Genomic DNA, 25,571 nt, shown 5'->3' with positions numbered 1-25,571 from the left:
GTCACATACATGGTCAATGGAACAACCAAAAATATCTATTTGCTAAGACACGGCAAGGTGGAAGGGAAGGCGGCGCTAAACGGTGTATCTGACGTGTTAGTCAATCCGAAGCTTCAACATCAAATATGTGAAGCCTTGGTGCAACACGGTGTGGCTTTTGATGGTGTGGTTACCTCGCCATTAAGACGATGTAGCGATCTCGCAAACTTATATTCAGAGCGTGTGTCGGTACCTTTGTCGATTGCACCAGAATTTCAAGAAATGAACTTTGGTGAAGTGGACGGCATCGCGTTTGATGAACTTGAAGATAAGTGGGCGATGCTAGACACCTTTTGGCAAGACCCGGCAAATCATCAGCTGACTGGTGCAGAAAGTTTACAGAGCTTCCACGACAGAGTAACTCAAGCTTGGTCGCAACTTTTGAACAATCCAAGTGACAATCTATTGCTGGTTACTCATGGTGGCGTAATTCGAATGTTATTGGCTCACTACCTTGATATTGATTGGAAAAATCCGAGCTTGTACTCGAAGCTATCGATAGAGAATGCGTCGATAACCCATATTCAAGTCACTCAGTTCGCGCAGAGCTTTATTAGCGTCAAAGCGATAGGGCAGCCTGTTCTCTGAGTGTTCAAAACACAGTTTTAAGAATTAACATCTAATTAGATCTGTAAATAGAAAAAGTATTAGAAGTATAAAGCGGTGTCGATAACCGCTATACCAGATTGGTATTACTACCTACGTGAAAGGAATTTAGTCATGACAACACCGAGTTGGGATCTAAGCATTGCTTATCGCGATCTTGATGATGCAAAAATCGAACAAGACATCGAACTCATTCAACAGTGTATTGAACTCTTGTACCTGCATGTTGAAAAGCGTCACATCATTCTGGCAATGCAAAACGCAATCCAGACCTCAGAAGCGGCAGGCACGTTACTGAGTACAATTAACACCTTTGCTAACTGCCACGCTTCGGTAGACGCGACTCACACAGAAGCCAAAGCACTGCTTGGACGTGTCGCAAAGCTGAACTCTGAAATGTCTCAAGCATTCAGCCCTTATGAAGACACGCTGATTCACGCTGAACCAGAGTTTATTGATGCGGTTTTAGAACACGAGAGTGCAGATGTTGCAGGCCAACGTTTCGCGATTGAAAGCTCACGTAAGTTATCAAGCAGCCGACTTAGTGTTGCTGAAGAGCAGCTTTTAGCAGCCATGAAAGTCGATGGCCGTGATGCGTGGGGGCGTTTATACGATAACCTAACCGGCTCTTTGAAACTGTCGTTAAAACTTGATGGTGAAGAAGAAGCGCTTGGTTTCTCGCAGGCTGCGAGCTTGTTGTACGGCAGCGAATTCGACAAACAAGAGCCTGCATGGCGCGGGGTTCAAGGTGCTATGAAAACGCATCAAGAGTCGTTTGCTTCGATTCTAAATGCGCTTGCAGGTTGGCGTTTGACTGAAAACAAAAAGCGCTCGAAAATCGCAGATGTGCATTTCTTAGATCCAAGCCTACACGGCAGCCGAATTGTGCCTGAAACACTAGACACCATGATGTCTGTGGCGAAAGCCAATCGCGCAGTAGGCCAGAAAGCGGGCCTGTTGATGGCAAGAGTTCACGGCTTAGACGAAATGAAGCCATGGAATCACTTAGCTGCAATGCCGCCACTTGGTGACGCTGAATCTAAGGTTTACCCATTTGATGAAGCGATTGAAGTGATCAAAACCGCCTTCGCTGAAGTGAATCCAGAGATGGCTGACTTTGTCGCTTTGATGGTTGAGAATGGTTGGATTGATGCCGCACCAGCAGCGAATAAACGTTTAGGTGCTTACTGCACTAAGTTTGCCGCGACACGCACACCGCTTGTGTTCATGACTTGGAGCGGCAGCCGATCTGACTTAATGACACTGGCACACGAGCTGGGCCACGCGTTCCACAACTGGGTAATGAAAGACATGCCGTTGTGTAAGACTCGCTACCCAATGACGCTTGCAGAAACGGCTTCTATTTTTGCTGAAAACATCGTTCGTGATCACTTGTTAACGCAAGCTCAAACACGTAACGAGAAACTTGAGATGCTATGGGAAGAGCTGTCTTCTTCGTTGGCTTTAATGGTCAACATTCCAGTGCGTTTCGAATTCGAAAAAGCCTTTTACGAGCAGCGTGAAAAAGGCGAACTGACGGCTCAGCAATTATGTGACCTGATGGAAAGCACTTGGAAAGAGTGGTACGGCGATGCAATGACTGAAGCTGATCCTTATTTCTGGGCGAGCAAATTGCACTTCAGTATTTCTCAAGTTAGCTTCTACAACTACCCATACTTATTCGGTTATCTGTTCAGCAAAGGTGTTTACGCGCAGCGTGACGCGAAAGGCGAGCAGTTCTACGGTGATTATGTGTCTCTACTGCGTGATACGGGCAGCATGATGGCGGAAGACGTGGTTCAAAAACACTTGGGAATGGATCTGACTCAGGCTGAATTCTGGCAACAAAGTATCGACATGGTCAAAGTTCAAATCGATGAATTTGAAAGATTGCTCGATCAGGAAGATTAATTGATCTCAATCTGTTCATGGCAGGTAAGAGCTGTGTTAGCTTACGTGGCTCTTATCTTGCTGATATAACCTGAGAAAAGCCGAAACAACCAAAAGTCTCTTTAAATAGAGAAAGTTATTTGGAACAGATGTCGGTTCGTAAGGTCAGCAGGTAATATAAAAATATATGGGTAGTATTTGTGAGTGATAACGGAGTTTCTGTTGATAAGTGCGATCCTAGCAACACAATTTCTATGTACAATTTATTAACATACGGCCGTGCAATTAAGGAGTAGCGCATGACGAAGACCCTCTTTCGCCAATCATTTCTTTTTGACAGCCTAGATCTTGAGCAAGAAGTGTTTGCAGGACAGACCGTACTGAGTAACGGTGTTCAAATTAAGCTTCATCAACGCGGTGTCTTGGAAGTCATTCCCGCGGATTTTAATTCTGAAACCAAGAACATCATTTTTTCAACCGGTGTTCATGGCGACGAAACTTCACCAATGGAGCTGATCGATAAGCTCATTGAGGATATTGAAACAGGCTTCCAAGTAGTAAACGCGAGATGCTTGTTTATCATCGCTCACCCGGAAGCCACTAACGCGCATACTCGTTTTCTTGATGTGAACATGAATCGTCTGTTTGATGAAAAGCAGTACGAGAGCAATCGAGAAGTGGATATCGCGAAGAACTTGAAGTTCTTGGTGACTGAGTTTTACAAGGAAACGGAACCTGCCACTCGTTGGCATCTAGATTTGCACTGTGCAATCCGTTTATCTAAGCATTACTCGTTTGCAGTGAGCCCTAAAGTTCGCCACGAAGTACGCAGCAAAGAGCTGTTTGATTTCATTAACAGTGCGCACGTTGAAGCAGTGTTGCTGTCAAATGCACCAACCAGCACATTCAGTTGGTATAGCGCTGAGAATTTCGAAGCGCAAGCGCTGACAATGGAGTTAGGGCAAGTAGCGAGAATTGGTGAGAACCAACTTGATAAGCTAACGGCTTTTGACTTGGCGATGCGTAACTTGATTGCTGAAGTTGAGCCAGAGCATTTACCTAAGCGAACCATTACTTATCGTGTGAGCCGAACCATTGTTCGTTTGCATGATGATTTCGATTTCATGTTCTCTGATTCTGTCGAGAACTTTACCGCGTTTAAACACGGTGAAGTTTTCGGACATGATGGTGATAAACCGTTAATGGCGAAGAATGAAAACGAAGCTGTGGTGTTCCCAAATCGTAATGTTGCGATTGGTCAACGAGCGGCCTTAATGGTGTGTGAAGTTGAAACGCGATTCGACCATGGTCAGCTTGTGTACGATTAATATCGACTCGGGTTTAAACGACGAAAACAACCGCTCAACTGGTTGAAATATCAAGGTTCACATTACGGTGTGAGCCTTGAGTTTATTTGGGGATACAGGTAAGGTTACGCGAACATTTTCAAAGTAGCTTGATATGGATTTCCAACAACTTCTTCACCAAAAACAGCGCAAATGGATGAGAGCCATTTATCTGATGGCAGCACTGCTTGTCGCGCTGAGTGCAATTTACCTAATGGTTGGCGATCTCTTCATTTCCCCTCTGGGCACCTTGTCCACGTTAGAACAAAAACTACTGATTGATTTACGCTTACCTCGATTATTGGCCGCTATTGCTATTGGGGCAGGGCTAGCAGTATCTGGCGCAAGCTTACAAGTCTTATTAGGCAACGTATTGGCAGAGCCAGGTGTGCTCGGCATTTCTGGCGGTGCAAGCTTAGCCATGGTGATTGTACTGTTCTTCTTGCCGTTTGCTCCGACTCCAGAACTCTTCATGATTGCCGCCGTGTTAGGTTCGCTCTGTTTCACCGTGATTCTGGTGAGCATGGTAAAAGCGATGCGACTGACCACTGCCAAACTGCTGCTGGTGGGTGTTGCGTTAGGCATTCTTTCTGGCGCGATGGTGACATGGGCCTTCTATTTCAGTGACGATCTTAGCCTTCGCTTATTGATGTATTGGCTAATGGGCAGCTTAGGTGGCGTGACTTGGTATCAGCACTCGCTAACGTTAGTGATGATCCCGGTGATTATTTGGTTGTGCTTGCAAGGCAGTAAGCTAGACAAAATGATGATAGGTGAGACACACGCTGCTCAGCTGGGCGTGAATGTGCCTAAGTTACGTTGGCGCTTGATCTTCGCCGTGTCTATTTTGGTCGGCTGTGCCGTGGCATTAGGCGGCGTAATCAGCTTTGTGGGCTTGGTTGTGCCACACTTACTTCGTTTAGCGATTGGTACTGACAACAAATACCTGCTTCCTTTGTCTGCTGTTGCGGGTGCTGCATTGTTGGTGTTTGCTGATATTTGCGCGCGTACTTTACTGGACTCTGCAGAGTTACCTTTGGGTGTGATGACCACAAGTATCGGTGCGCCTATCTTCATTTGGATGTTAATTAAAAATCATGATTCAAATTAAGAGCCTGAGCGTCGGCGCTCGTTTATTACCGCTCTCATTCGAGCTCAAGCAAGGGCAGGTGACTCACGTTATCGGCCCCAATGGCAGTGGTAAAAGCACCTTACTAGAGGCCATCTCGGGTATTGGTGATGGTTATAAAGGCGATATCAAGCTCGATGAGCAAGACTTATCAGAGTTGTCGCTGCAAGACTTGTCACTGCATCGCGCTTATTTGTGTCAAAGCGCAAGACCGGCTTTTAACTTAGAAGTGTTCCAATACCTTGCGTTGTCTCTGCCAAGCTCTTCACAAGGACTTGATGCTGAAATCAATGCTGCTTTGGAAGAAATCAGCCAGATGTTGGACATCACAGACAAACTCCATCGTTCAATTCAGACACTGTCTGGTGGTGAGTGGCAACGCGTTCGCTTGGCGGGCATGTGCTTGCAAATTTGGCCGACACTTAACCCATACGCGAAGTTGTTGATTCTCGATGAGCCAGCAGCGCCATTGGATATTGCTCAAGAAGCTTTACTCTACAAGCTCATTGAACGAGTGGCTGAGAAGGGCATTGCGGTGATCATGGCAAACCATGACTTGAACAGAACTCTAAGACACGCTGACCAGGTGTTGATGCTCGACAAAGGCGTACTTCAATCGTCTGGTAGTGCTGAACAAGTTCTTATGCCTGAACTGCTAGAGTCCGTGTTCAATACTGAAGTCAAAAGTATCTCAGTCGATAATCAAACTTATTTGTTGTTTGTTTAAGCGGATTGTTGGGTTAAAGACGAGCTAGTAAATGGGTCAAATATGTTTAGATATATCCAAAGACGAAGAATAAAAAAGGTAATCAAACTCCTTTCTGCAAAGATGGTTAAGAGTTACGGGAGCCGCGATTTCTTCTCTATCGGACAAGTTGAAACCAGTTCTAAAGAACTGAGTAAGTGCCAACAACAAATTGCATTGGCTTTGTTTGCTGATCCACAAGATCTTGATGCTGAACTCGCACCCACCATTCAATTGCTGAGAAATGATGTATCTAACGATTTCTTTGGTGGTGAAGGCTACAACGCACGCGACGTTCTAAACCTTTTAGGTGCCAGCGGTTGGAAGGGCGGTCGCATGGACGACGACATGTCACATCGCATGGGCATGAATAGCCGCTATTAGTTCGCTAATCACTATTTATCTAAGTACATTTCTACTGTACATATAATGTATCTCCAAAAAGCGGCTTACTCATTAAGCCGCTTTTTTATTCACTTTGGATATTGTTTCCTCAATCAAGATGGAATACTGAGATCCAATAATTCGAAGCAACATCATCTATCGACAACGCATTTCTATGAGTTGTGTGACTCTGATTCCTATCAATATAAAACCCGCTGTTATTGATAAAATTGACGTATATATTTTCGTTGTTCTTTGAACAAGAACTATAGACCCTCGAACTGCAATATTGATTGGTTGTTGACCAGTTGGTCTTGTGTGTAGGGTAAAATAATAGAGAGTGGGAAAGTGACAACAATAAATAATAATCTTCTAAAAGTAGCAGTAGGTATGGCTATGCTATCGAGTTTGCCTTCAGTGGCAAACGCTCATGGTTGGTCTGAATTTCCAAGCGCACGTCAGAACACGTGTTACGAGCAAGGTGGGATTTGGTCGGGTACACCACCAAATGCGGCATGTGCTCAAGCGAAAGATATTTCTGGCTCGTACCCGTTTGTTCAACGTAACGAATACGCAAAAAACATTCAGGACTTCAACAACATCAACGCTGTGAAAGCAGCGATTCCTGATGGCACGCTATGTTATGCCAACGATTCGCAAAAGCGCGGTATGGGTGTGCCTCATACTGGTTGGACTCGTACCGAGCTAAGTACAGGCACGTTTGAATATGTATTCAACGCGACTGCACCACACAATCCTTCATTTTGGGAGTTCTACCTAACGAAACCAAACGCAGACTTGAGCAAGGGCCTAGCGTGGGGTGACTTAGATCTTATCCAAGCAGTGGGCAATGTTCCTGTAAGTGGTGGCAAATACCGTATTAACGTGACGATTCCATCTGACCGTTCTGGCGATGCGATCCTATATGTACGCTGGCAGCGCAACGATGCTGCGGGTGAAGGCTTCTACAACTGTTCAGACATCACTATTACAGGTGGCACAACACCTCCGCCTGAACCTACACCACAACCTGATTTAGTACGTGGCGACTTGTTCGTATCTGACCAGGTTGGTACACCAGAAATTGGCGACACAGTTAAGTACGACATCATCAACAAGTATGGTGAAATCGCGCGTAGCTTCGACATAGTGATTAATTCGAGCAACGTGAACGATTGGGCTCGTCTGCTCGCTTCTGAAATCAACGGTTGGCACGAAGAGTTTAAAGACGGTGCGATCTTCATCGGTGACTGGCATGCCGAAATGGAACACTACATGTACTTCCAAAACAATCCATCACGTAACTTCTTTAACTCAAAAGATAGCCGTGCTTCAGGTCAGTTAACGCTGATTGACGGTGGCGACGGCGGTGTTGAGCCGTTGAAAGGCGACATATACGAATTAGTGAAGAGTGACAATGTAGTGAATGCGGGCGACAAAGTTGTGATTGCCACGAGTGAAGCCGCAAACCTTACGCAAACACAAGGTTCTGCAGTAAGCATCCAAAACCATGGTACGGCTTCAATTGTGGTTGATACTACAGCGATCACAGCGAACGAAACATTGTCTTTCATTGCTAGCTCTATTGAAAGTGAGAGCGTTGAAACCTTCACATTTGAAGTGATTGCTGATGATAGTGGCGTAACACCAGAACCAGATCCAACGCCGGATCCAGATCCGACTCCAGACCCAGATCTAGGCACGTGGGACTCGTCTAAGGTTTACCTTGGTGGTGAAATCGTGACTTACTCTAACCAGTCATGGAAAGCACAATGGTGGGTTCAGGGCGGTACAAACCCTGAAGCGACCTACGAAAACGACAAATGGGGCGTTTGGCGTCCAGCTAACTAAGGCCTGTTAACTGTCAACCTGGTGATTCCATTTGGGTTGAGTTTATTACCGCGTAAATGGCGCTACAGAGATGTAGCGTCATTTTTTGTTTAAGGTGTTTATCGTCTCGTGGCACGAAATGGTAAAACTCACTGGGGGATTGATTAGAATTATTTCAAACGCGACAAGTGCATAGGAAAAACACGAGTCACCTTATCTTATTTGAATGGATGCTTATTTAACTCGAAAGAGGACTAATAATGTACGAACTAACACTGATTCTTAGCTTAATGATGGCTGGCGCACCAAGTACGGCTGAAATGGAGGTGAACACACAATTCACGAGCCTTGAAGAATGTAACCAAGAAGGTGCAGCTCTAGCTAAGAAGTTAAACACTACCGATTTAAAAGTCATGCAAGTTCAATGTGAGCGTGACTAGCTCAATACATAATCAAGAACTGGGCACAGAGAGTTGTGCCCTTGTTGCAGCATCTGTGTATATATCATTAACACACTTTAGCCTTCCTGAGTTTAACTCCTTAGCATCAATCATTAATGCCCCATTCAAAGTCATTGTCTCGCCTTGTTTATGCCCATACTTACTAAATTGTTAAATAAAAACAATTTCATCTAACCTATTGTTAAATATTTACTATTTGATAGTGTGTCTAGATGCACATTGAGGATGTGCATCACAATTAGTGAAGAATAATAGTAGGAGTTGCGATGAGTATTATAGTGAGACGGTCTGAACCGTCAGATGCGAAGGGAATAAAAGAAATCTACGAATGCACTAATGCTTATACCGGTACGCTGCAACTCCCAAATCCGTCTCTAGAAAGCTGGCAGAAACGAATCTCCAATATCCCTGATAACGTGTACTCCTATGTCGCGTTAATTGATGGAGAAATTGTCGGTAATTTAGGAATGGAAGTGTGTGTAAACCCAAGAAGGCGTCATGTTGCTTCATTTGGTATGGGTGTTAAAGACGATGTATTAGGCAAAGGTGTCGGCAGTCAGCTACTTGCGACCGCAATCGACTTGTGTGATAACTGGATTAACATCAAACGACTGGAATTAACGGTCTATACAGATAACGAGAGAGCGATCAGCCTGTATAAGAAGTTTGGTTTCGTTATTGAAGGGGAGTCAGCAGGGTTTGCCTTTAGAAATGGTGAATATGTGGCGGCTTATCACATGGCTCGACTGGTATAGCGCTCGGTTTCTAACACACGGCTACAGCTAACACAGCTAGAGTTCTCGAATAGATAATAAAACGCCACGTGACAAGAACGTGGCGTTTTCTATTTCAGTCAACTGATGTTTTAAAGCGCTTCAGTTATAACCTTACTTAAGCCGTTAGAGGCTCAAGGTTCGCAGGACGGTAGTGTACCGATTTTAGTACTTTACCTTGGCGAACTGTCTTACCTTCAGATACGAAATCTTCCGCACACTTAGCAATGATGTATTCGCCTTTCTGAACAGCCATCAGCTTGATGTTTTGCTCAGCATAGAAAGCTTCAGTTTCTGCGTATTCTGTTTCGTTACGGCACACTTTGCTCATGTTGCTTGAGTGTACTTCGTCCCAGCAAGGCAGAAAGTCGATTGAACGGTTTTTAGAAACATTCAACAGTAGGTCGATCAGGTAGCTGATTGCTAGGTTATCTTCTACCTTAGCTTGGCCAAGGTGAACCAAACGTCCCATCAAAACGTAAACGCTGTCTACAATAGCGTCCGCTTGTTCGATTTTAGAGTCAGCTTCTGCAAGTTCTGTCAGTTCTTCGATCGCTAGAGAGGTATGTAGCGTATCGCCTTTTTCGTCCATTGTTTCAGGAGCAGCAACAGGCAGATCAAAAGTACTGCGGAACTCTTCAATGTCGCGGTAAAGGTGATCGTAGATTTCTTGGCTTAGTTGAGAAAGGTTCATTTTCCTATCCATTCTGTTTCGTTAATGGGGTATTTTACCAAAGCTGGGAATAGGGTGCTAACGCAAAGTCGAAGAACTCGACCTTTATTCATTGGATCAATGAGGCATTTTGTACACAAATTCATTGATTATTATACTTTTCTCCCTTTTACTCTGTTTATATTAGAAATGTAAATGTTGTCACTAACTTCGGCAGCAGTGGGATATCATTATGCACCAAGCTAGTGAAAGCGAAGTTGTTATACGCCGCTTGTATCAAATCACCAACGATTATCGAAAGGGCTTCGATAATCAGATTGCTCAGTTGCTTAATATGGGCCTTGAACGCTTCAACTTAGATATTGGTATCTTATCTAAAATTGATGGTAACACTTACTTTGTTGAACACTGTGTTAAACCTGAAGGTGTTGATCTCCATCGCGGTGATACCTTCGAATATTGTTCGACTTATTGCGAGATTACTTGCAAATCGAGTGGCCCTATCTGCATTGAACATTGTGGTAAACACAAAACCTACGCGAGACATCCTGCTTACCACTCCTTCGGCTTAGAATCTTACATTGGTATTCCAATTTTCGTCGACGACGAGCTCTATGGCACTCTAAATTTCTCGAGTGGTAATCCGTATTATCGCGAGTTCAAAGAGTTTGATATTGATGTAATGAAGTTGATGGCCTCATGGATTGAGGTGGAATTGGTTCGAAGACAACAAGAGCACAAGCTGCAAGAGCTGAACGAGAAGCTAGAATACCAAGCTTTATATGACCCTCTCACACATTTACCGAATAGGCGTTGTTTGTTCAAAACGCTCAACGCAGAAGTCGAGCAGCTCAAAGGATTTTTAGGAAAGGGCACTTTGGCTGTTGTCGATATCGATTTCTTTAAACAAGTTAATGATACATATGGTCACCAAATGGGTGACGTTGTGTTGAAGAAAGTGGCCAATGTTCTGAGTAACAACATTCAAGAAGGAGAGCTTGTTGCACGTTTTGGCGGAGAGGAATTCATTCTTTGGTACCTAAATAGTGACCCAAGTGGTGTTGAAGATAAGTTCAGATCGCTTTTGGAAGATATGAAGAAAATTACACTCGATCGCAAGCCTGTTACGATATCAATTGGGGCGTGTCATTTTGAGTTGAGTACAGGTGATAGCAAAGGGGAAAGGATGTCGGCGCTCGATTCTCTGATTAAAGTGGCTGACGAATGTTTATATATCGCTAAACAAAATGGACGAGATCAGTTTGTATCTCGTCCATATCATCAAGAACGTGCAAGTTCGTAAATACGGAAACGTATTGCATTTTCCGATTCGGAATCGCTTAACTAAATAGGTAAGGGAACAGTTTACGACGCTCTTCTGGCGTTAAAGATTCGACTCTCGCGATGTTGGTATCTGGGATCGCTTCAGGGTTAGGGTAGTGCTTCAGTACCTTTTCCATGCTTGCTTCTCGAATCAAATGGTAAACCGGATATGGAGATCGATTGGTTAGGTTTTCATCGTCTTCTGGAGCCGCACCACCAAAGCAATAGTCAGGGTGGAACGTTGCCACTTGGTAAACGCCTTCCCAGTCTTGCTGTTTGATCAACGCTTCAACCCAATCAATGAACATGTTGTAGTCAAAGAAATCTTGCAGCATGTTAGGAACCACGACCAAGGTCGTCTCTAATTCAGCGACTGGCGTGTTATCTAACTCTACGAAATGCGTCATGATGTCTTCCAGTAACGCTTCTTCCGTATTCGCTTCACTCACAAAGATCTTAATCTGTTTATTACGCTGTGGCTTGGCTGCGAATGGACACAGGTTTAGGCCAATAACGACATCGTCTAACCATTGTTTTACTTGGTCATGGATGGTTTGAAGATCTGTGTTTTGAGTGTTCGACATAACAGGTTCCGAAATGAAATTTTGCGTAGGATATCAGAACGAACGTCAATCAAAAGCAATAATTCACTGGATACCTTGTCTTAGTTAAGCTTCAGCTAGCTTAGAGGTCGATACTTGAAGCTGTTTTAACTGATAGACCCAAGCAAATATCGCGCCATAGAAGATAGAACCGCCCGCAATCACGCCGTTCCAGCCAAATAACTGCCAGCAGTACAAGAGCAAGAATCCACCTAAACTACCGCCAATATAATAGTGAACCAGATAGAGCGCGGTCGCTGTAGCCTTAGCGCTCGGGGCTTTTTGACTCACCCAAGAGTAGGCAAGGGTATGCGCGAAGAAGGCTCCGCCACTAATCAGTAATAAACCTGCGAGCATGAATGGAACCTTATTAAAAGCAGAAACCAGCATTCCAATTAGGCTGATACACACACCCATTAAAATTCCGTTTAAAGGATCAAAACGAAGTGTCCATTTGTTGGATAGCTTAGAGCTTACCGTACCAGCCAAGTAACAAAGGAATATGAGTGAAGCCAAACCAACAGGTACTGAGTGCGGTTCGGATACCAGTCTAAAGCCCATTACAGAGTACAGGTTAACAAACAGGGCGAAGTTAGCGCCGCCAATCAACATAGCAAGCCACAAAGTACGATTTCTTAAGTGCATTACGACTGAACGATTGTGATGAAAGAACAACCCTTTTTGAGGTTTGAAGTTCTGTTGGTTAGGTAGGCGATAGGCAATAAAGAGTGCACCAAGCAATGAACCGACAACGAAAAACAGTACAGTTGCATGCCAATCGAAATAGTCTGTGATTAAGCCGCCTAATACACGACCGAAGATACCACCCAATGAGTTGGCCGCAATATAACCGCCAATCGCGACAGCAAAGGCTTTGGGTGTTAATTCTTCGACCATATAAGCCACTGCAACTCCAGCAAACGCTGCTACTGCGATGCCCATGAACGCGCGCGCAATTACGAGTTGTAGCAAGGTAGTCGTGAACACCATACTTAACCCTATTAATGGTATAGCGAACAGACTGAACAGAATAATGGGTTTACGACCAAAGGTTTCAGAGGCGATCGCCCAAGGTACCAAGCTAATCGAAAGGCCGAGTGTTGTAGCAGCAAACAACCAGTTTATTTGGGTTTCTGATACTTGGAAGTGTTCTGCCATGTGCGGCAAGATAGGTTGAAAAAGGTAGAGGTTGCAAAAAATGATAAACGAACCAATCGCCAATGATTGGGTGATTCGTTTGTATTGAGAACTGCCTTTATCAAACATTTACGTAGCGCCTGTGCGAGTAATTAAGCTATTTGTGAACAAGTTATCAGTACAAGCGTGATTAAAGAAATATATTAAAATTATCACCTCTATATATTTCATATATCGACATGCTTGAATCAAAACCCCTTCGACATTTTCTTGCCGTAGCTCAGTTCGGTAACTTTACGCAAGCGGCTAAAGCGCTGCATATTGCACAGCCTGCATTGAGTATCTCCATAAAAAAACTCGAACAAACGTTGGAGTTAGTTCTATTTCGTCGCGGAGACAAATCCGTAACCCTAACCGAAGAGGGTAAGGTGTTGTTCGAGCATGCGAAGCGAATAGCCCAGCAGTTTGATGATGCTCAGCTTGCGATGAACGAGTTAAAGGGGTTAGAGAAAGGAGAAGTGCGGTTAGGGGCGCCAAGTATGATGGGGAGTTACTTCTTTCCTCAAGTCGTTATGGCGTTCAAAAGCCAGTACCCAAACCTGAAGCTAACGCTGATTGATGCGGGTACGGCGTCAATTAGGGAGATGCTATTAAACGGCGAACTCGATATTGGGGTTATCAATCATGAAAATGTGCCAGATGATCTCGAAACCGACCACCTACTTAGTTCTGAGATGTTAGCTGTTGTAGGCAAAGAACACCCACTAGCATCGCAACCGTCCATCACCTTTGAAGAGTTTTTCGCTCAAGAGCTGATCATGTTCAAGTCAGGTTATTTCCACCGTGATTTTATTGATGCGACCTGCAAGAAATACAATCTAGATATGACCATCGCATTCGAAACCAATTTGCTACCGATGATTTTATCTATCGTGAAGCGAGAATTTGCCATAACAGCACTACTCAGCTTGGTCACAGAGTACGAAGAAGACGTGGTCGGCGTGCCATTCAAAGATCCTGTGAAACTCAATCTATCTTTGGCTTGGAGAAAGGAAGGGTATCTGTCGAAAGCAGACCGAACCTTTATTGATTTTGTGAAGCAGTATGTGTAATTAAGTAAGATGAAGTAGATAAAACAAAGCCTGCAGATCCTTATTCGGAGCTGCGGGCTTTGTTGTATAGAAGTATGACTGGCTTAGAACACGTTAGGTATTCTTAGAGTTATACATCTTATCGAAGTTCTTCTGATTCCATCCGACCATGACTTGGTCGCCGATTTTCAGTACAGGGATAGAGCGAGCACCCATTGCCTGTAACTCTTTACGGCCACGCTGCATTTTTGCATTCGTTAGGCGGTAAACAATTTTCTTAGAGTCCAAATAGCGTTGGGCATCTTTACAGTGTGGGCATTTGTCTGCGACGTACAATACAACACGTTTCATTTTTTCATTCTCTTGGTGAATCTCGCTAAAGTGTAACGAATCCTAGGTGATTAGAAAAGTGTGATCAGTTACACTATGCGGCTCAATTTTCTAGACCACAACGTATTGTCGTGGCGTAACTTGTACGGTCTTTCAGAATGCATCCTTCTTTACGCTATATTCAAGGCTATCCTAAGCACATTGTCGACCCTGTAACTCAACTTGTAGAGTCGGGTAAATTGGTGCCTTGGTTTGAAGCTCGCTATCCAAATAATCATGAAATAAAAAGCGAGAAGGCCCTGTTTGATTATGCGATTGAGATTAAAAATCGCTACATGAAGAAAACACCACCGATCAGCAAAGTGATTTACGACGGGAAGATACACCTAATCAATAACGCATTAGGCCTTCACTCTTACGTTGCCAAGAACCACGGTGGAAAGATTAAGTCGAAGAATGAGATTCGTATTGCCAGTGTTTTTAGAAATGCACCAGAACCTTTGCTTCGAATGCTGGTCGTGCATGAACTGGCGCACATCAAAGAGAAAGAGCATGACAAAGCCTTTTACCAACTATGCTGTCACATGGAACCGGATTATCACCAACTTGAGTTGGATGCCCGTTTATTCATGATATATTTAGATTTAAAGAAGTAGCCCAATGAGCCAATCACAAAATAGAACCACGCTAAGCCTGTCGAAAAACAGCGCTTCTGATAAAAACCGTAACAATGCGGATTCAAAAGCGGATGGACAGGATAAAGCCAAGCGAGTTTCTGGTAAACCAACCAATAATAAAGGCGGAGCGGGTAAAGCACCGTTTAATAAAGGCACTTCGAATAAGAGCGCACCAAAAAGATCGAGCGGTTCGCAAAAGCCCTCTGGCTCGAAACGAACGGGTGGTTCACAGCGTAACAAGAATATGGCTAAGCCTGCGGGCGGATTGCACCCTAGAAACCAGCACACAGGTCGCTACGACTTCGAGTTATTAGTTGCTGCGTTACCTGAGTTGAAAGAGCACTTGATTAAGAACCCTGTTGATGAAGATACGATCAACTTCTCGGACCCATTGGCGGTTAAGCTACTTAACAAGGCACTACTAGCACATCACTATGGTGTTAAGCATTGGGACATTCCCGTGGGTTACCTATGTCCGCCAATTCCAGGCCGAGCAGATTATATTCATAGAGTGGCAGACATCCTTAACAGCGATGGTCAAGGCGAACCTTATCATCACGCTTCTGTGAAGGCGTTGGATATTGGTGTTGGCGCAAACTGTATCTACCCAATCATTGGTACCACAGAATACAAATGGCGTTGTACGGGCACAGATGTTGACCCTGTTTCCATCAAAACGGCAAACTTCATTGCAGAAAGTAACGTGAACCTAAAAGGTAAGATACGAGCGCGCCTGCAAGCAGACTCAGAAGCTATCTTTAAAGGTGTGATTAAGGATAATGAACGTTACGATGTCACTATTTGTAACCCTCCATTCCACGGTTCTTTAGAAGAAGCGGAAAAAGGGTCGCAACGTAAACTTGATAATCTAGCGGCAAACCGAGCTAAGAAAGCAGGTAAGTCATTCAAGCCAGAATCTAAAAAATCGCAGGCTAAGCAAGATAAGCCAACCTTAAACTTTGGTGGTCAAAAAGCGGAATTATGGTGTCCGGGTGGTGAAGCGGCTTTCATTATGAAAATGGCGAGAGAGAGCCAACTGTTTGCCACTCAAGTGTTGTGGTTCACCACTCTGATTTCTAAGAAAGACAACGTAGACATGATTCGTTCAGAGCTGGGTAAGCTGAGAGCGAAACAAGTGAAAGTGGTAGAGATGTCGCAAGGCCAAAAGGTGAGTCGCTTTGTTGCGTGGACCTTTATGGACGACGAGCAAAGACAAGAGTGGATTGCACTTAAATAACACTTCAATACCAGAAAGTATCTAATAGCTTACATAAGAAAACGGGCTTGTTGTTCATTCAACAAGCCCGTTCTTTATGTTCTAGTGAGTCTAAGTAGAGAGCAACTCATCTAACTTGGTTTGGTACTTCTTCTCAAGTGCACTGTTTCCGGCTTTGTTTTCCAGTTCTACCAATATTTGAAGGGATGGAATTTGATAGCCATAGCGCTGGTGGAACTTGAACAGACGAAGCCTTGCGTCGTTATAATCTGCTTCACTTACTTCAATTTTTGATAGCTGCAATATCGACTTTGCTCGATTCGGATCGTGGTCAATAGCACGTGTGAAGTAATACTTTGCTTGGTCAGTATTCCCGGCTTTAAACGCGCAAAAGGCCGCATTCTCATAACTGGCAGAGACTAAATAGTAATAGGGTTGGTCGATGGCTCGGTTGAAGTATTTGTCAGCCTGCTCATACTCGCCTTGTTTACACAAAAACGTGCCGTAGTTATTCAATACATTTCCGTTTCTTGAATCTAAACTCAGCGCCTTTCGGTAAGTAGATCTCGCTTCATCGACTTCGCCTACTTTTTCATAATAATGCGCCATGGAGAGGCGAGCGCGGTAATAGCTGGGTGCGTGTTGGATGGCAAGCTCTAGGTTCTCACGCGCTCTTACCATATTTCCTTGCCCCATATAGCCTAAGCCTAATTCAATACGAGATTCAGACATAGCGATAGGGTCACTTTCTATTTTGGGCGGGCCTTCGGTGACAGAAACACAGCCAACGATGGATAGAGAGGCGAGTAGTGCAACACTTGTTGATAATCGGGAATATGAAAACAATGACTTGGCAGACATGTGAAGCTCCTTATGAACACCAGACAATCATATGAAATTGGCTAACATAAGGTGGTAAATCAATGGTGGAATGCGACCCACTCACCATAAAAAAACTGCGTCCGATAGGCTATTGTTATAGTTCGACTAATCAATAGCTTACCGAGCGCAGCTTTAAGGGACTGATTAAAAGTCGGTTATTAATCGTCTTTAGTGAAGTTCTCTTCGCTGAAGTGATCCAAATCGTAAGGCGTTTGTTGGTAAACGCAGTAGTTTAGCCAGTTTGAGAACAGCAAGTGTCCATGGCTTCGCCAGCTCGCAACAGGTTTGTTGTCTGGATTGTTGTTTGGGTAGTAGTTAATTGGAATCACAGGCTCCATGCCTTCACCCAAATCACGAATGTATTCGTTGTGAAGCGTATGAGCATCGTATTCAGGGTGACCTGTTACAAACACGTTTCGTTTGTCTTTGGTTGCCGCCAGATACACACCAGCCACGTCGGAAGTCGCAAGCACATCAAGGTCGGTATGCTCTGCTAGATACTCTGGTGAGAAATCTGCATAGCGAGAGTGTGGTGCTAAGAAGGTATCATCAAAACCACGCAAAATAGGGTGGTAAGGGTTATGAATCTCGTGGTTGTAAACACCAGACAGCTTCTCTTTACGAGTACGTTTTGGCAAATCATACAGCAACTTCAAGCCCGCTTGAGCAGCCCAGCATACATAGAGTGTGGAAGTAACGTGCTTGTTAGCCCACTCCATGATGGTTTTCAGATGATCCCAGTAGATAACATCTTCAAACTGAACCAAACCTAATGGCGCACCCGTGATGATCAGTCCATCAAAGTTACGGTTTTTTACCATCTCAAATTGGCGGTAAAAGTTATCTAAGTGTTCAGTTGGTGTGTTTTTACTTGGTCGATCATCAATGCGTAACAGCTCAACATCCACTTGCAATGGGCTATTTGATAGTAGGCGTAAGAATTGAGTTTCAGTTTCAATCTTCTTCGGCATTAGGTTGAGGATCAAGACTCGAAGTGGACGAATTTCCTGTGTCGATGCTCTTGATAGCGGCATAACAAAGATGTTTTCTTCACGAAGAACATCGGACGCTGGCAATTGGTCTGGAATGCGAATAGGCAAAGCTTTCTCCCTAAGCTAGATATGTAGACGTCTATACATCTAAATCTATAGTAGTTTAATACGCTTGTCGATATACAAAATGGATAGTTGTAAATTATTTGTGTTTTTTATCAGAAGCAACACATCGGTTTTTAGGGCAGATCATCACGTTGTTTGTCGATTCGGATAATGCTTAGAGAGTTGTATAAGTGGTTAGGATAGGGGCAGTTTTCAGAGCAGCCCGTTAGTATTTAAGATAAACTCATGTTTTAAAATAAGTCTGTAAAGTGATTGATGAAGTTAATACTCATTCGAGGGTTGCCCGGTTCGGGTAAGTCCACAAAAGCGAAAACCTACGATGCATTGCATGTCGAGGCGGACATGTATTATGTGAATGAACAAGGTGAGTATCGTTTCGATCCGAGGCAGTTGCAGCAGGCTCATGAGTGGTGTCAGAACACGGCTGAAGATGGTCTAAAGCAAGGTCTTGATGTGGTGGTCTCAAATACCTTCATCAAACAGTGGGAAATGAAAGCCTATCGCCAACTTGTACTCAAATACAAAGCGGACTTGATTATTGAAGTATGCCGAGAGCAATATGGCAGCATTCACGATATTGAACCTTCAGTGATTAAGCGAATGGCGAAAGATTGGCAAGAATAGCCTCGTGCTTGCGTGGCTTAATGGCGTATAGATTAAATTAATAGAACAACTCCAAGGTAACGATTCAAATGGCAAAGCGCTCTGTTGTGGTCGACATGACTTCTTATGGTATTTACTCCACATGGGATTCTAAATCTAAAGATCTTCCAAAAATCCAAGAATTTACCACAACGGTTGATGCTGAAATTGACGTTGAGTTTGGCTATATCTTGAATATTAAAAAAGCCAAAGGCGAAAAGATTCGTTACTGCATCTACCACCCGAACATCACCACCGACAAAGGCGAAGTACTTGAACCGTTCGATGGCGAAGAATACGTTGGCAACAATGACTGGGATTTCTACCTAGGCGACACTATTTGGGCTCCTGTCTCAAACAAGCTTGGTAAATGGCGTATGACAGTCGAACTAAAGGGCAACATTGTTGCAGACAAGACATTCGACTTAGTAGCAAAAGATGAAGGGCAATTTTGGAAGCGTAGGGGTTTCTAGATTCGAACTTTTGTCTAAGTACAGGCACAAAAAAACCGAGTCCATACTAGACTCGGTTTTTTGATATCAGCTAAATGGTAGTGACCACCTAGCTCACAAGTAAGATTATTGTGTTACGTAAGCCACAACAAACTCAGTGATCGCGACCATGTCTTTCACTGCGATGTATTCTTCAGTGGTATGAACTTTTGCCATACCAGTCGATAGGTTAACGGTTGTTAGACCTTTAGCATTGAAGTTGTTTGCATCACTACCGCCACCAGTGCGTTTGGTGTTTGCCGTTACGCCAAGTTTCTCGAATGCCGATTTGATCGAAAGAATATGCGGGTGATCATCAGCAATAACGAATGCATCGTAAGCACGAGTTGATTCGATTTCTACCTCAGCACCGAATTGCTTCGCGCTTTCTTCGAATGTCGAGATCATGTGCTCAACTTGTGCCGTTAGCTTTTCGCCGTTAAGAGAACGTGCTTCAGCAACCACTTTAAGCTCTGGCATTACGATGTTAGTCGCTTGACCGCCTTCAACAATACCTACGTTTGCTGTTGTTTCTTCATCGATGCGAAGCAGGTTCATCTTAGTGATAGCGTCTGCTGCCACTTGAATCGCGCTGATGCCTTCTTCTGGTGCTAGACCAGCGTGAGCAGGGCGACCTTTGATCTTCGCAACGATTTTCTGTTGGCCAGGTGCTGCATTTACGATAGTGCCAATCGGACCGCCTGTATCTAGTACAATAGCGTGCTCAGATTGGATGTAAGACATATCGAAGTTCAAAGAACCAAATAGACCGCCTTCTTCGAATACTGTGAATGCGATTTCGATAGTTTTGTGTGCTTGGCCTTCAGCTTGGATTACGCGAACCGCTTCCATGATAGCCGCAATACCAGACTTGTCGTCACCGCCTAGGATCGTGTTGCCTTTTGAACGGATGATACCGTCTTCGATGATTGGCTCAATGCCGATACCTGGCGTTACTGTGTCCATGTGGCAGCTGAATACTGTGCTACCTGGAAGTGTGCCATCTAAACGCGCGTAGATGTTGAAACCGTTTGATACTTCTTCTGGAACTGCCAGTTTATGTACGTCAAAGCCTAGTTCGCCTAGCTGCTCAGCCAGCGCTTCAGCGATAGCTTTTTCGTTGCGTGATTCACTATCGATTTTCACAAGATCGCAGAAATGGTCGACAAGACGTTGTTCATTAATTTGGGTCATTGTTAATTCTCATTATGGTTCCGCTCTTTCCTTAGAAGTCACGGCTATAGGAACAGGAAAATCACTATAACGCCTTTTTGTAGGATGATTGTCTGAGTTAAATCAAGAAAGTCGCCTGATTATTCCAATTAATGAGAAAAACACGATTCAGTTCGACCAATAGACAACATTTTAATCTGTATATTGCTCGGGTATACTGCATAACCCATTTCAATAAGTGAGCCTTAAGATAAGCATGCAATCTATGGTGGCATTGATATGTGAATAAAAACAACGTTTTAGGATCGTTTCTGCTCGTTGTTACAATGAGTGCCGTGCTTGGTCTTTATCTTTTGTATCCTTTAAATGAGGTTGATTTGAGCAAGCCTCAAGTTCATGACACCTCTGTCTACACACCAGAAAAAGAGCTTTCCCAAACAGAATATGGGAAAAAGCTGACTCATCTCCTCGAATTGTCACACAGTGATCCTCTTTTTGCCTCAAAAGAGCTTAACAAGCTTCCAAAGTTAAGCGCTGCGTTATTGATTGTTAGTTTACGGTCTATACAGAGGACTAACAAGGCGTTGTTGGCTCAATCGACAACATGTGAGTTAACAGGGTTGTACAATAGACGCTACTTGGAGCAATTGCTGGCTGACCCTATGCCTTTCAACGATACATCGTTTGGCATTAGCCTAGCTATTCTCGACCTTGATTACTTTAAGCAAGTTAATGATACCTATGGGCACGATGTGGGTGACCAAGTGTTGGTTGAGGTGGCAAGGCGCATTCAACAACATTTGTTCCCCAATGATGTTGTCGCTCGTTGGGGCGGAGAAGAATTTGTTTTACTGCTGTCGGGAGCGCTAGACCCTGAACAGCAGCTAGAAATTATTCGTGCAGCGATTGCTCAAACACCGGTGGATACGTCATCTAAACCCCTAAGCATTACTACCTCGATAGGGGCTTCGATCAATATCACTCCTGAGCAACTCAATAGTGATACCTATAAAAGCACCTGAAAGCCGCAGATGATGCGCTTTATGAAGCGAAAGAATCAGGTCGAAACCAAGTTGTGTCTTTTAAGAAATAACGAATAGAGCGAATAAGAACTAACTAGTCAGAATAAAAAGGCAGCTAACTTCTAGAGGGCGATGTTAGCCTAATAACAGAGAGCCAACTTGTTCTGTATTAGTTGCTGTTTGGTGTGTCTTCTGTGCTAACCGTGGTATTTTGATTAGCCGTGTCCCTAAGCGCTTTTCGTACTTGTTGATTTAAATTACTTAGCAATACCTTGCAGCAACTCAACCAGTTCACCTTCTGTTGCAGGCTCTTTCGCGAGTTCAATCACCGCAGAAGATCCGCCCTTTAACATATAAGCTTGAGTTCCGCAGTGGTCATAGTGGAACCACTTACCATCTACACATACGTCGGTATAACATCTTGGGTCTTGTTTGAGTTCCATATCAATGTCCTTATTAACATTTGGCTAACGTTTTTAGGCTAATTGATTACAAATTAACGTAATTTGATCTAAATCAATTTGGTGGTTAAATCATCGAAGAGTGTTCAAATTGGAGAGCTACGTCTAGATCTCAAAACTCACAATCAAGCACTTAGCGAACTGGTATTGTCCAAAGGGCGTGATTAGCGTTAACAACTGATTCTCTTTTTCTTGCCACTTGGTCGTTTTCTACTTACGCTACAAACTATTTCTATCTCCCTATTTACGCGACCGTGTTCATTAATGACTAATATTTTTATCGTTGTAGTAGTGCTTGTTGTCTTCTTTTACTTCATCCAGAAGTACGTATTCAAACATGACGACACTAAAGACCATGCCTATCAAAAGAAAGGGGCGTTGCTCAATATGCAGCAAGCCACTTTTTACAATGCCTTGACCTCGGCCGTAGGTAATCATGGTGTTGTGTTTGCTAAAGTGAATATGGCGAATGTACTCGCGCCGGCCAAGACAAACACCAAGAAGAACTGGTTTATTGCCAACAACAAGATATCGCGTAGCTATTTTGATTTTGTGGTCTGCGACCCAAGAACATTAGAACCACGAGTGATCATCGAACTGGATAACGGCAAAGAGTTAAACAAAGGCAAAGTTGACCGCGAAAAACTGCTTATTCATGTATGTAAGTCTGCGGGCTTGCCGCTCATTGGCGCGTCAGTAAAACACAGTTACCAAGTAAGTCGTTTGAAGAGACTGCTCGCGACACACATCGATCTGATCGAGCCCGCCAAAGAGGTTCGATTCTGTAAGAAGTGTGGCAGCCCGATGATCATCAAGCTTGCAAGCCAAGGTGATTATAAAGGTCGACGTTTCTTTACGTGTAGCCGCCAACCTAACTGTACTTATACCGAAAACTATAACGTTGTATTCGATGTGGATGACGAATAGCGTAAAGTAGGGCGCATCTCTGAGTGTGATATAACTCAACTTTATTTACGTTTCACGTCTAAAAATTCAACGTATTGATGCGAATAAGAGCAAACGGTTGATTCAAGTGTAATTTCTACTTGCGCCACAATAAATCAGTCGTTAATATCTTCCTCGTTCTAAAGGAATGCGTCCGTAGCTCAGTTGGTTAGAGTACCGCCTTGACATGGCGGGGGTCGGTGATTCGAGTTCACTCGGACGCACCATTCCTTCTTTAATTTTTATTGCATAACTATTGAGTTTGTCACAATGGTAGTAATAAGAAATTAGAACATTGCCCGCTTAGCTCAGTTGGTTAGAGTACTTGCATGACATGCAAGGTGTCACTGGTTCGAGTCCAGTAGCGGGCACCACATTATACGAAAGAGCCCACCTAGCGTGGGCTTTTTTGTGCCTGAAATTCCTCTCATAACTCCTATACAACCTTCCAGTTCTTATGAGTCCCTGTGTGTCTTGCCAAACGGCGTTGTAGACCTAATGAGGCTTCGTGTGTATCTGCATTAAAGGGATGAATATAGTCAATAACCAATCAGCCTAGTTTTACTCGTCTATATCGCTGTATGAGGTTACGCGAAAGCTAAGTCGCCTCAGACAGACTAGAGATGCGTATCTACCTAAGCCCCCTTAGTGAGCTTGTGGACGGCCATTCGACAATCCCTCTCTTTGATTTACTACCAAGCAGTTAAACCTAGATTTCGCGGTCAGCAAATGACGAGTAAGGCGATAAATACTCTGAAGTTATTTTTATCAATTAAATCGAAGCAATGAGAGGTTATAGCTGTCGTTAAGTTTTAATTGGTGAGCTATAAAATAAACAAAATATAACGACGTCAATTATATTTATTATCTATAATTTGTTTCGGAACTATATCAAGATGTATGTTTTTATTAGTATCAATCCCGAAGTTGGCTAATGTACCAGAACGTGATTGCCAGATTTTAAGAGAGCGTTATTGAGCTAAATCAGCAACAAATGTTTGTTTATATTGAGTACTGGTTTGTAACTCCTTTTTGATCCACTGATTAAACAAGCTAAAGTCAGAATGTATTTGCCAGAAAAGGGATGCAATAACTCGTTTACCAAAAAAGTCGGGGTGATCGGTAATAACCTTAAGTTTATGTTCTTTGATATTACCTTCAATAAGAAACCCCGGTACAAAAGCGATGCCTTTTTGAGCTTTACATAAATCGATGATGGTTCCTAAATCATCCAGTCGCCATAGGTTGTATGCTGCGATGTTAGATAAGTTAAGCAACTCTTCACAACCGTCCATTAATAGCACTCGCTGTGACGGTGCTTGAGACTTCAAGGTGACTAAGTCTTCATGGGCCACCCACCAGCAGTTAACGTGGAATAGCTCCTCGATGTTGAAGTCGTAATTGGTCTTGTGGTACGGATTACCCAACGCTAGGTCTATCTTCCCTTCATTTATATAGTTACCTAACACGAAGCTGGGTTTCGTCACTACAAGTAAGTCGACATTCGGGAATGCTTCCGAGAATGCTAGTAGTGTCTTCTTTACATTTTTATTGAACACCAATGGATCGATACCCACGCGGTAAACTATCTGGTCAGATATATTCATCTGCTGCGCAACGGTGATTAATTCCCGATATTTTGATACCACAGGTAAAGATAATTGGAATAGGCGTTCTCCTTTCTTTGTTAACCAGACTTTAGAGTGCTCTCTATTAAATACGTTGAAACCTAAGTCTGACTCAAGATTTTGAACAGCTGTGCTAACTGTTGACTGTGATTTTCCAAGCTTGCGTGCAGCAGAGCTAAATGAACCTTCTTCAACTACTGCTATGAACGAAACAATATTTTCGAAATGTAGTTTCATGATTCGACTAACCTTTGAGACAAAGAAATTATATTTATTATTGTCTGTTGATTCGAAGAACAATAGCGTGATGATACTTGTATTTCAACAAGTTTTATAATGAATAATAAAGCCTAATAAATTATCAATTGGGTTATATCTAAAGGTTATATAAGTCGTATATAACAAAAAAGATTGAGCTACATCTTACTTTTTAAGTTTATAAATTTAAATTAATATAGATTTTTGATAGTGATTTTGGCTGTAACTCATTGTTTAACATAGATTTATTATCTTTTTGATTAATTTCACTATTTTTATTTTGATCAATTTTTGTTCTACCTATTGATAAAGTCGATAGGGGGTATTTTCCCCTGAGTAGGTGGGCTAATTATAATGGCGACGAATTTTCAACAGCCCTTATAGGAACAAATAATGATTACTAAGCTATACGTGAAAACAAACATGTTTTTATCACAATTCAAGAACGATGAGCGCGGCGTAACTGCGATTGAATATGGTCTAATCGGTGTTGCAATGGCTGTATTAGTCAGTGTAGCTGTGGGGAGCGGTGGCTTCATTACGGAATTAGGAAATGCGTTTGATACGATTGCCGATACGATAAAATCTGCTGGCGCCGCTCCGACACCATAGGTTTTCTATGTAAACGATGTCGAAAGATATTCATGCCAGACCTATGTCCACATTGGTCTGGCATGGTTAATTTACAATGTGAAATAA

Annotated in this window: 26 protein-coding genes, 2 tRNA genes and 1 pseudogene; 20 read left to right on the top strand and 9 right to left on the bottom strand. The window is 43.3% G+C overall.

Going from position 1 to position 25,571, the window contains the following annotated elements; genetic code table 11:
• Positions 1-9 precede the first annotated feature (9 nt).
• From cobC to L1D22_RS08640, 9 genes are all read left to right on the top strand, one after another.
• A complete protein-coding gene (gene cobC, locus L1D22_RS08680) occupies positions 10-627 on the top strand; it encodes an alpha-ribazole phosphatase family protein (protein ID WP_239829435.1) in 618 nt (205 codons plus the stop codon).
• Between the two features lie 132 nt (positions 628-759).
• Complete coding sequence (locus tag L1D22_RS08675) at positions 760-2,556, top strand: M3 family oligoendopeptidase (protein WP_239829434.1); 1,797 nt, start codon at positions 760-762, stop codon at positions 2,554-2,556.
• Positions 2,557-2,834: 278 nt separating this feature from the next.
• Positions 2,835-3,863 carry a succinylglutamate desuccinylase gene (locus tag L1D22_RS08670; protein WP_017059157.1) on the top strand — a complete coding sequence of 343 codons (1,029 nt, stop codon included), beginning with the start codon at positions 2,835-2,837 and terminating at the stop codon, positions 3,861-3,863.
• A 133-nt stretch (positions 3,864-3,996) separates the two neighbouring features.
• On the top strand, positions 3,997-4,992 hold the full coding sequence (gene btuC, locus L1D22_RS08665) for a vitamin B12 ABC transporter permease BtuC (protein ID WP_239829433.1): 996 nt from the start codon (positions 3,997-3,999) through the stop codon (positions 4,990-4,992).
• On the top strand, positions 4,979-5,737 hold the full coding sequence (gene btuD, locus L1D22_RS08660; RefSeq protein WP_239829432.1) for a vitamin B12 ABC transporter ATP-binding protein BtuD: 759 nt from the start codon (positions 4,979-4,981) through the stop codon (positions 5,735-5,737). The genes btuC and btuD overlap by 14 nt, the downstream gene beginning before the upstream one ends.
• 42 nt (positions 5,738-5,779) lie before the next feature.
• Entirely contained in the window at positions 5,780-6,139 is a 360-nt protein-coding gene (locus L1D22_RS08655) for a DUF6559 family protein (RefSeq protein WP_239829431.1), read from the top strand.
• Positions 6,140-6,535: 396 nt separating this feature from the next.
• Positions 6,536-7,990 (top strand): lytic polysaccharide monooxygenase, encoded by a 1,455-nt coding sequence (locus L1D22_RS08650; protein ID WP_239829554.1) that lies wholly within the window; start codon positions 6,536-6,538, stop codon positions 7,988-7,990.
• A gap of 239 nt (positions 7,991-8,229) precedes the next feature.
• On the top strand, positions 8,230-8,409 hold the full coding sequence (locus L1D22_RS08645; protein WP_239829430.1) for a hypothetical protein: 180 nt from the start codon (positions 8,230-8,232) through the stop codon (positions 8,407-8,409).
• Between the two features lie 287 nt (positions 8,410-8,696).
• Entirely contained in the window at positions 8,697-9,185 is a 489-nt protein-coding gene (locus tag L1D22_RS08640; RefSeq protein ID WP_239829429.1) for a GNAT family N-acetyltransferase, read from the top strand.
• A 136-nt stretch (positions 9,186-9,321) separates the two neighbouring features.
• Here L1D22_RS08640 and L1D22_RS08635 read toward each other — a convergent pair whose 3' ends face one another.
• Entirely contained in the window at positions 9,322-9,897 is a 576-nt protein-coding gene (locus L1D22_RS08635) for a nucleoside triphosphate pyrophosphohydrolase family protein (RefSeq protein ID WP_017059167.1), read from the bottom strand.
• 211 nt (positions 9,898-10,108) lie between these two features.
• On the opposite strand from L1D22_RS08635, the gene L1D22_RS08630 reads away from it, so the two are divergent.
• The gene (locus tag L1D22_RS08630; RefSeq protein WP_239829428.1) at positions 10,109-11,179 is read left to right on the top strand and encodes a diguanylate cyclase; all 1,071 of its coding nucleotides are present in this window, start codon (positions 10,109-10,111) and stop codon (positions 11,177-11,179) included.
• A 37-nt stretch (positions 11,180-11,216) separates the two neighbouring features.
• On the opposite strand, the gene L1D22_RS08625 is transcribed toward L1D22_RS08630, so the two are convergent.
• Together L1D22_RS08625 and L1D22_RS08620 are read right to left on the bottom strand one after the other, a co-directional pair.
• Positions 11,217-11,783: a DUF1415 domain-containing protein gene (locus L1D22_RS08625; protein WP_239829427.1), complete on the bottom strand. Its 567-nt coding sequence runs from the start codon at positions 11,781-11,783 to the stop codon at positions 11,217-11,219.
• A gap of 84 nt (positions 11,784-11,867) precedes the next feature.
• The gene (locus L1D22_RS08620; RefSeq protein ID WP_239829426.1) at positions 11,868-13,067 is read right to left on the bottom strand and encodes an MFS transporter; all 1,200 of its coding nucleotides are present in this window, start codon (positions 13,065-13,067) and stop codon (positions 11,868-11,870) included.
• 110 nt (positions 13,068-13,177) lie between these two features.
• Here L1D22_RS08620 and L1D22_RS08615 point away from each other — a divergent pair, with 110 nt between their 5' ends.
• Positions 13,178-14,050 carry a LysR substrate-binding domain-containing protein gene (locus L1D22_RS08615; protein WP_239829425.1) on the top strand — a complete coding sequence of 291 codons (873 nt, stop codon included), beginning with the start codon at positions 13,178-13,180 and terminating at the stop codon, positions 14,048-14,050.
• Positions 14,051-14,143: 93 nt separating this feature from the next.
• Here the strand turns inward: L1D22_RS08615 and L1D22_RS08610 are convergent, their stop codons facing one another.
• Positions 14,144-14,380, bottom strand: coding sequence for a glutaredoxin family protein (locus L1D22_RS08610; RefSeq protein ID WP_016786183.1), 237 nt, complete (start codon positions 14,378-14,380; stop codon positions 14,144-14,146).
• 137 nt (positions 14,381-14,517) lie between these two features.
• On the opposite strand from L1D22_RS08610, the gene L1D22_RS08605 reads away from it, so the two are divergent.
• The gene (locus L1D22_RS08605) at positions 14,518-15,015 is read left to right on the top strand and encodes a M48 family metallopeptidase (protein WP_239829424.1); all 498 of its coding nucleotides are present in this window, start codon (positions 14,518-14,520) and stop codon (positions 15,013-15,015) included.
• Positions 15,016-15,019: 4 nt separating this feature from the next.
• Positions 15,020-16,273, top strand: a complete 1,254-nt coding sequence (rlmF, locus tag L1D22_RS08600; protein ID WP_239829423.1) for a 23S rRNA (adenine(1618)-N(6))-methyltransferase RlmF — start codon at positions 15,020-15,022, stop codon at positions 16,271-16,273.
• 90 nt (positions 16,274-16,363) lie between these two features.
• Here rlmF and pilW read toward each other — a convergent pair whose 3' ends face one another.
• A complete protein-coding gene (pilW, locus tag L1D22_RS08595) occupies positions 16,364-17,113 on the bottom strand; it encodes a type IV pilus biogenesis/stability protein PilW (RefSeq protein WP_239829422.1) in 750 nt (249 codons plus the stop codon).
• 179 nt (positions 17,114-17,292) lie between these two features.
• A complete protein-coding gene (gene metA / locus L1D22_RS08590; RefSeq protein ID WP_004739682.1) occupies positions 17,293-18,234 on the bottom strand; it encodes a homoserine O-succinyltransferase in 942 nt (313 codons plus the stop codon).
• A gap of 273 nt (positions 18,235-18,507) precedes the next feature.
• On the opposite strand from metA, the gene L1D22_RS08585 reads away from it, so the two are divergent.
• Positions 18,508-18,876: an ATP-binding protein gene (locus tag L1D22_RS08585; protein ID WP_239829421.1), complete on the top strand. Its 369-nt coding sequence runs from the start codon at positions 18,508-18,510 to the stop codon at positions 18,874-18,876.
• A gap of 68 nt (positions 18,877-18,944) precedes the next feature.
• Complete coding sequence (locus tag L1D22_RS08580) at positions 18,945-19,367, top strand: DUF3859 domain-containing protein (RefSeq protein WP_048617234.1); 423 nt, start codon at positions 18,945-18,947, stop codon at positions 19,365-19,367.
• 105 nt (positions 19,368-19,472) lie between these two features.
• On the opposite strand, the gene L1D22_RS08575 is transcribed toward L1D22_RS08580, so the two are convergent.
• Entirely contained in the window at positions 19,473-20,579 is a 1,107-nt protein-coding gene (locus tag L1D22_RS08575) for a M20/M25/M40 family metallo-hydrolase (protein ID WP_019824125.1), read from the bottom strand.
• 506 nt (positions 20,580-21,085) lie between these two features.
• On the opposite strand from L1D22_RS08575, the pseudogene L1D22_RS08570 reads away from it, so the two are divergent.
• Positions 21,086-21,651: pseudogene (locus L1D22_RS08570) on the top strand (GGDEF domain-containing protein); the annotation flags it as partial.
• Positions 21,652-21,837: 186 nt separating this feature from the next.
• Here L1D22_RS08570 and L1D22_RS08565 read toward each other — a convergent pair.
• Positions 21,838-22,023, bottom strand: a complete 186-nt coding sequence (locus tag L1D22_RS08565) for a hypothetical protein (RefSeq protein WP_239829420.1) — start codon at positions 22,021-22,023, stop codon at positions 21,838-21,840.
• A gap of 282 nt (positions 22,024-22,305) precedes the next feature.
• Here L1D22_RS08565 and L1D22_RS08560 point away from each other — a divergent pair, with 282 nt between their 5' ends.
• The 3 genes from L1D22_RS08560 (at position 22,306) to L1D22_RS08550 (ending at position 23,360) form a co-directional block, all read left to right on the top strand.
• On the top strand, positions 22,306-22,968 hold the full coding sequence (locus tag L1D22_RS08560) for a DUF2726 domain-containing protein (RefSeq protein WP_239829419.1): 663 nt from the start codon (positions 22,306-22,308) through the stop codon (positions 22,966-22,968).
• Between the two features lie 168 nt (positions 22,969-23,136).
• Positions 23,137-23,213: transfer RNA gene (locus L1D22_RS08555), tRNA-Val, on the top strand.
• Between the two features lie 70 nt (positions 23,214-23,283).
• Positions 23,284-23,360, top strand: a tRNA-Val gene (locus L1D22_RS08550).
• Positions 23,361-23,957: 597 nt separating this feature from the next.
• On the opposite strand, the gene L1D22_RS08545 is transcribed toward L1D22_RS08550, so the two are convergent.
• Positions 23,958-24,851 carry a LysR family transcriptional regulator gene (locus L1D22_RS08545; protein WP_239829418.1) on the bottom strand — a complete coding sequence of 298 codons (894 nt, stop codon included), beginning with the start codon at positions 24,849-24,851 and terminating at the stop codon, positions 23,958-23,960.
• A 414-nt stretch (positions 24,852-25,265) separates the two neighbouring features.
• Between L1D22_RS08545 and L1D22_RS08540 the strand changes: the two genes are divergently transcribed.
• Complete coding sequence (locus L1D22_RS08540; protein ID WP_239829417.1) at positions 25,266-25,484, top strand: Flp family type IVb pilin; 219 nt, start codon at positions 25,266-25,268, stop codon at positions 25,482-25,484.
• Positions 25,485-25,571: the final 87 nt, after the last annotated feature.

This window comes from Vibrio sp. Isolate34, from assembly GCF_022397915.1.
Lineage (GTDB): Bacteria > Pseudomonadota > Gammaproteobacteria > Enterobacterales > Vibrionaceae > Vibrio.
The sequence above is the reverse complement of the archived record's forward strand: the minus strand, read 5'-3'. Positions and strand labels throughout refer to the sequence as shown.

Coding starts and splice junctions, on each gene's coding strand:
- L1D22_RS08675 (WP_239829434.1), top strand. CDS start 760: ATGACAACACCGAGTTGGGATCTAAGCATTGCTTATCGCGATCTTGAT.
- L1D22_RS08635 (WP_017059167.1), bottom strand. CDS start 9,897: ATGAACCTTTCTCAACTAAGCCAAGAAATCTACGATCACCTTTACCGC.
- L1D22_RS08620 (WP_239829426.1), bottom strand. CDS start 13,067: ATGTTTGATAAAGGCAGTTCTCAATACAAACGAATCACCCAATCATTG.
- L1D22_RS08645 (WP_239829430.1), top strand. CDS start 8,230: ATGTACGAACTAACACTGATTCTTAGCTTAATGATGGCTGGCGCACCA.
- L1D22_RS08545 (WP_239829418.1), bottom strand. CDS start 24,851: ATGAAACTACATTTCGAAAATATTGTTTCGTTCATAGCAGTAGTTGAA.
- L1D22_RS08575 (WP_019824125.1), bottom strand. CDS start 20,579: ATGACCCAAATTAATGAACAACGTCTTGTCGACCATTTCTGCGATCTT.
- L1D22_RS08650 (WP_239829554.1), top strand. CDS start 6,536: ATGCTATCGAGTTTGCCTTCAGTGGCAAACGCTCATGGTTGGTCTGAA.
- btuC (WP_239829433.1), top strand. CDS start 3,997: ATGGATTTCCAACAACTTCTTCACCAAAAACAGCGCAAATGGATGAGA.
- L1D22_RS08580 (WP_048617234.1), top strand. CDS start 18,945: ATGGCAAAGCGCTCTGTTGTGGTCGACATGACTTCTTATGGTATTTAC.
- L1D22_RS08610 (WP_016786183.1), bottom strand. CDS start 14,380: ATGAAACGTGTTGTATTGTACGTCGCAGACAAATGCCCACACTGTAAA.
- L1D22_RS08585 (WP_239829421.1), top strand. CDS start 18,508: ATGAAGTTAATACTCATTCGAGGGTTGCCCGGTTCGGGTAAGTCCACA.
- L1D22_RS08655 (WP_239829431.1), top strand. CDS start 5,780: ATGTTTAGATATATCCAAAGACGAAGAATAAAAAAGGTAATCAAACTC.
- L1D22_RS08640 (WP_239829429.1), top strand. CDS start 8,697: ATGAGTATTATAGTGAGACGGTCTGAACCGTCAGATGCGAAGGGAATA.
- rlmF (WP_239829423.1), top strand. CDS start 15,020: ATGAGCCAATCACAAAATAGAACCACGCTAAGCCTGTCGAAAAACAGC.
- pilW (WP_239829422.1), bottom strand. CDS start 17,113: ATGTCTGCCAAGTCATTGTTTTCATATTCCCGATTATCAACAAGTGTT.
- cobC (WP_239829435.1), top strand. CDS start 10: ATGGTCAATGGAACAACCAAAAATATCTATTTGCTAAGACACGGCAAG.
- L1D22_RS08615 (WP_239829425.1), top strand. CDS start 13,178: ATGCTTGAATCAAAACCCCTTCGACATTTTCTTGCCGTAGCTCAGTTC.
- L1D22_RS08625 (WP_239829427.1), bottom strand. CDS start 11,783: ATGTCGAACACTCAAAACACAGATCTTCAAACCATCCATGACCAAGTA.
- L1D22_RS08540 (WP_239829417.1), top strand. CDS start 25,266: ATGATTACTAAGCTATACGTGAAAACAAACATGTTTTTATCACAATTC.
- L1D22_RS08670 (WP_017059157.1), top strand. CDS start 2,835: ATGACGAAGACCCTCTTTCGCCAATCATTTCTTTTTGACAGCCTAGAT.
- L1D22_RS08565 (WP_239829420.1), bottom strand. CDS start 22,023: ATGGAACTCAAACAAGACCCAAGATGTTATACCGACGTATGTGTAGAT.
- L1D22_RS08630 (WP_239829428.1), top strand. CDS start 10,109: ATGCACCAAGCTAGTGAAAGCGAAGTTGTTATACGCCGCTTGTATCAA.
- L1D22_RS08605 (WP_239829424.1), top strand. CDS start 14,518: ATGCATCCTTCTTTACGCTATATTCAAGGCTATCCTAAGCACATTGTC.
- btuD (WP_239829432.1), top strand. CDS start 4,979: ATGATTCAAATTAAGAGCCTGAGCGTCGGCGCTCGTTTATTACCGCTC.
- L1D22_RS08560 (WP_239829419.1), top strand. CDS start 22,306: ATGACTAATATTTTTATCGTTGTAGTAGTGCTTGTTGTCTTCTTTTAC.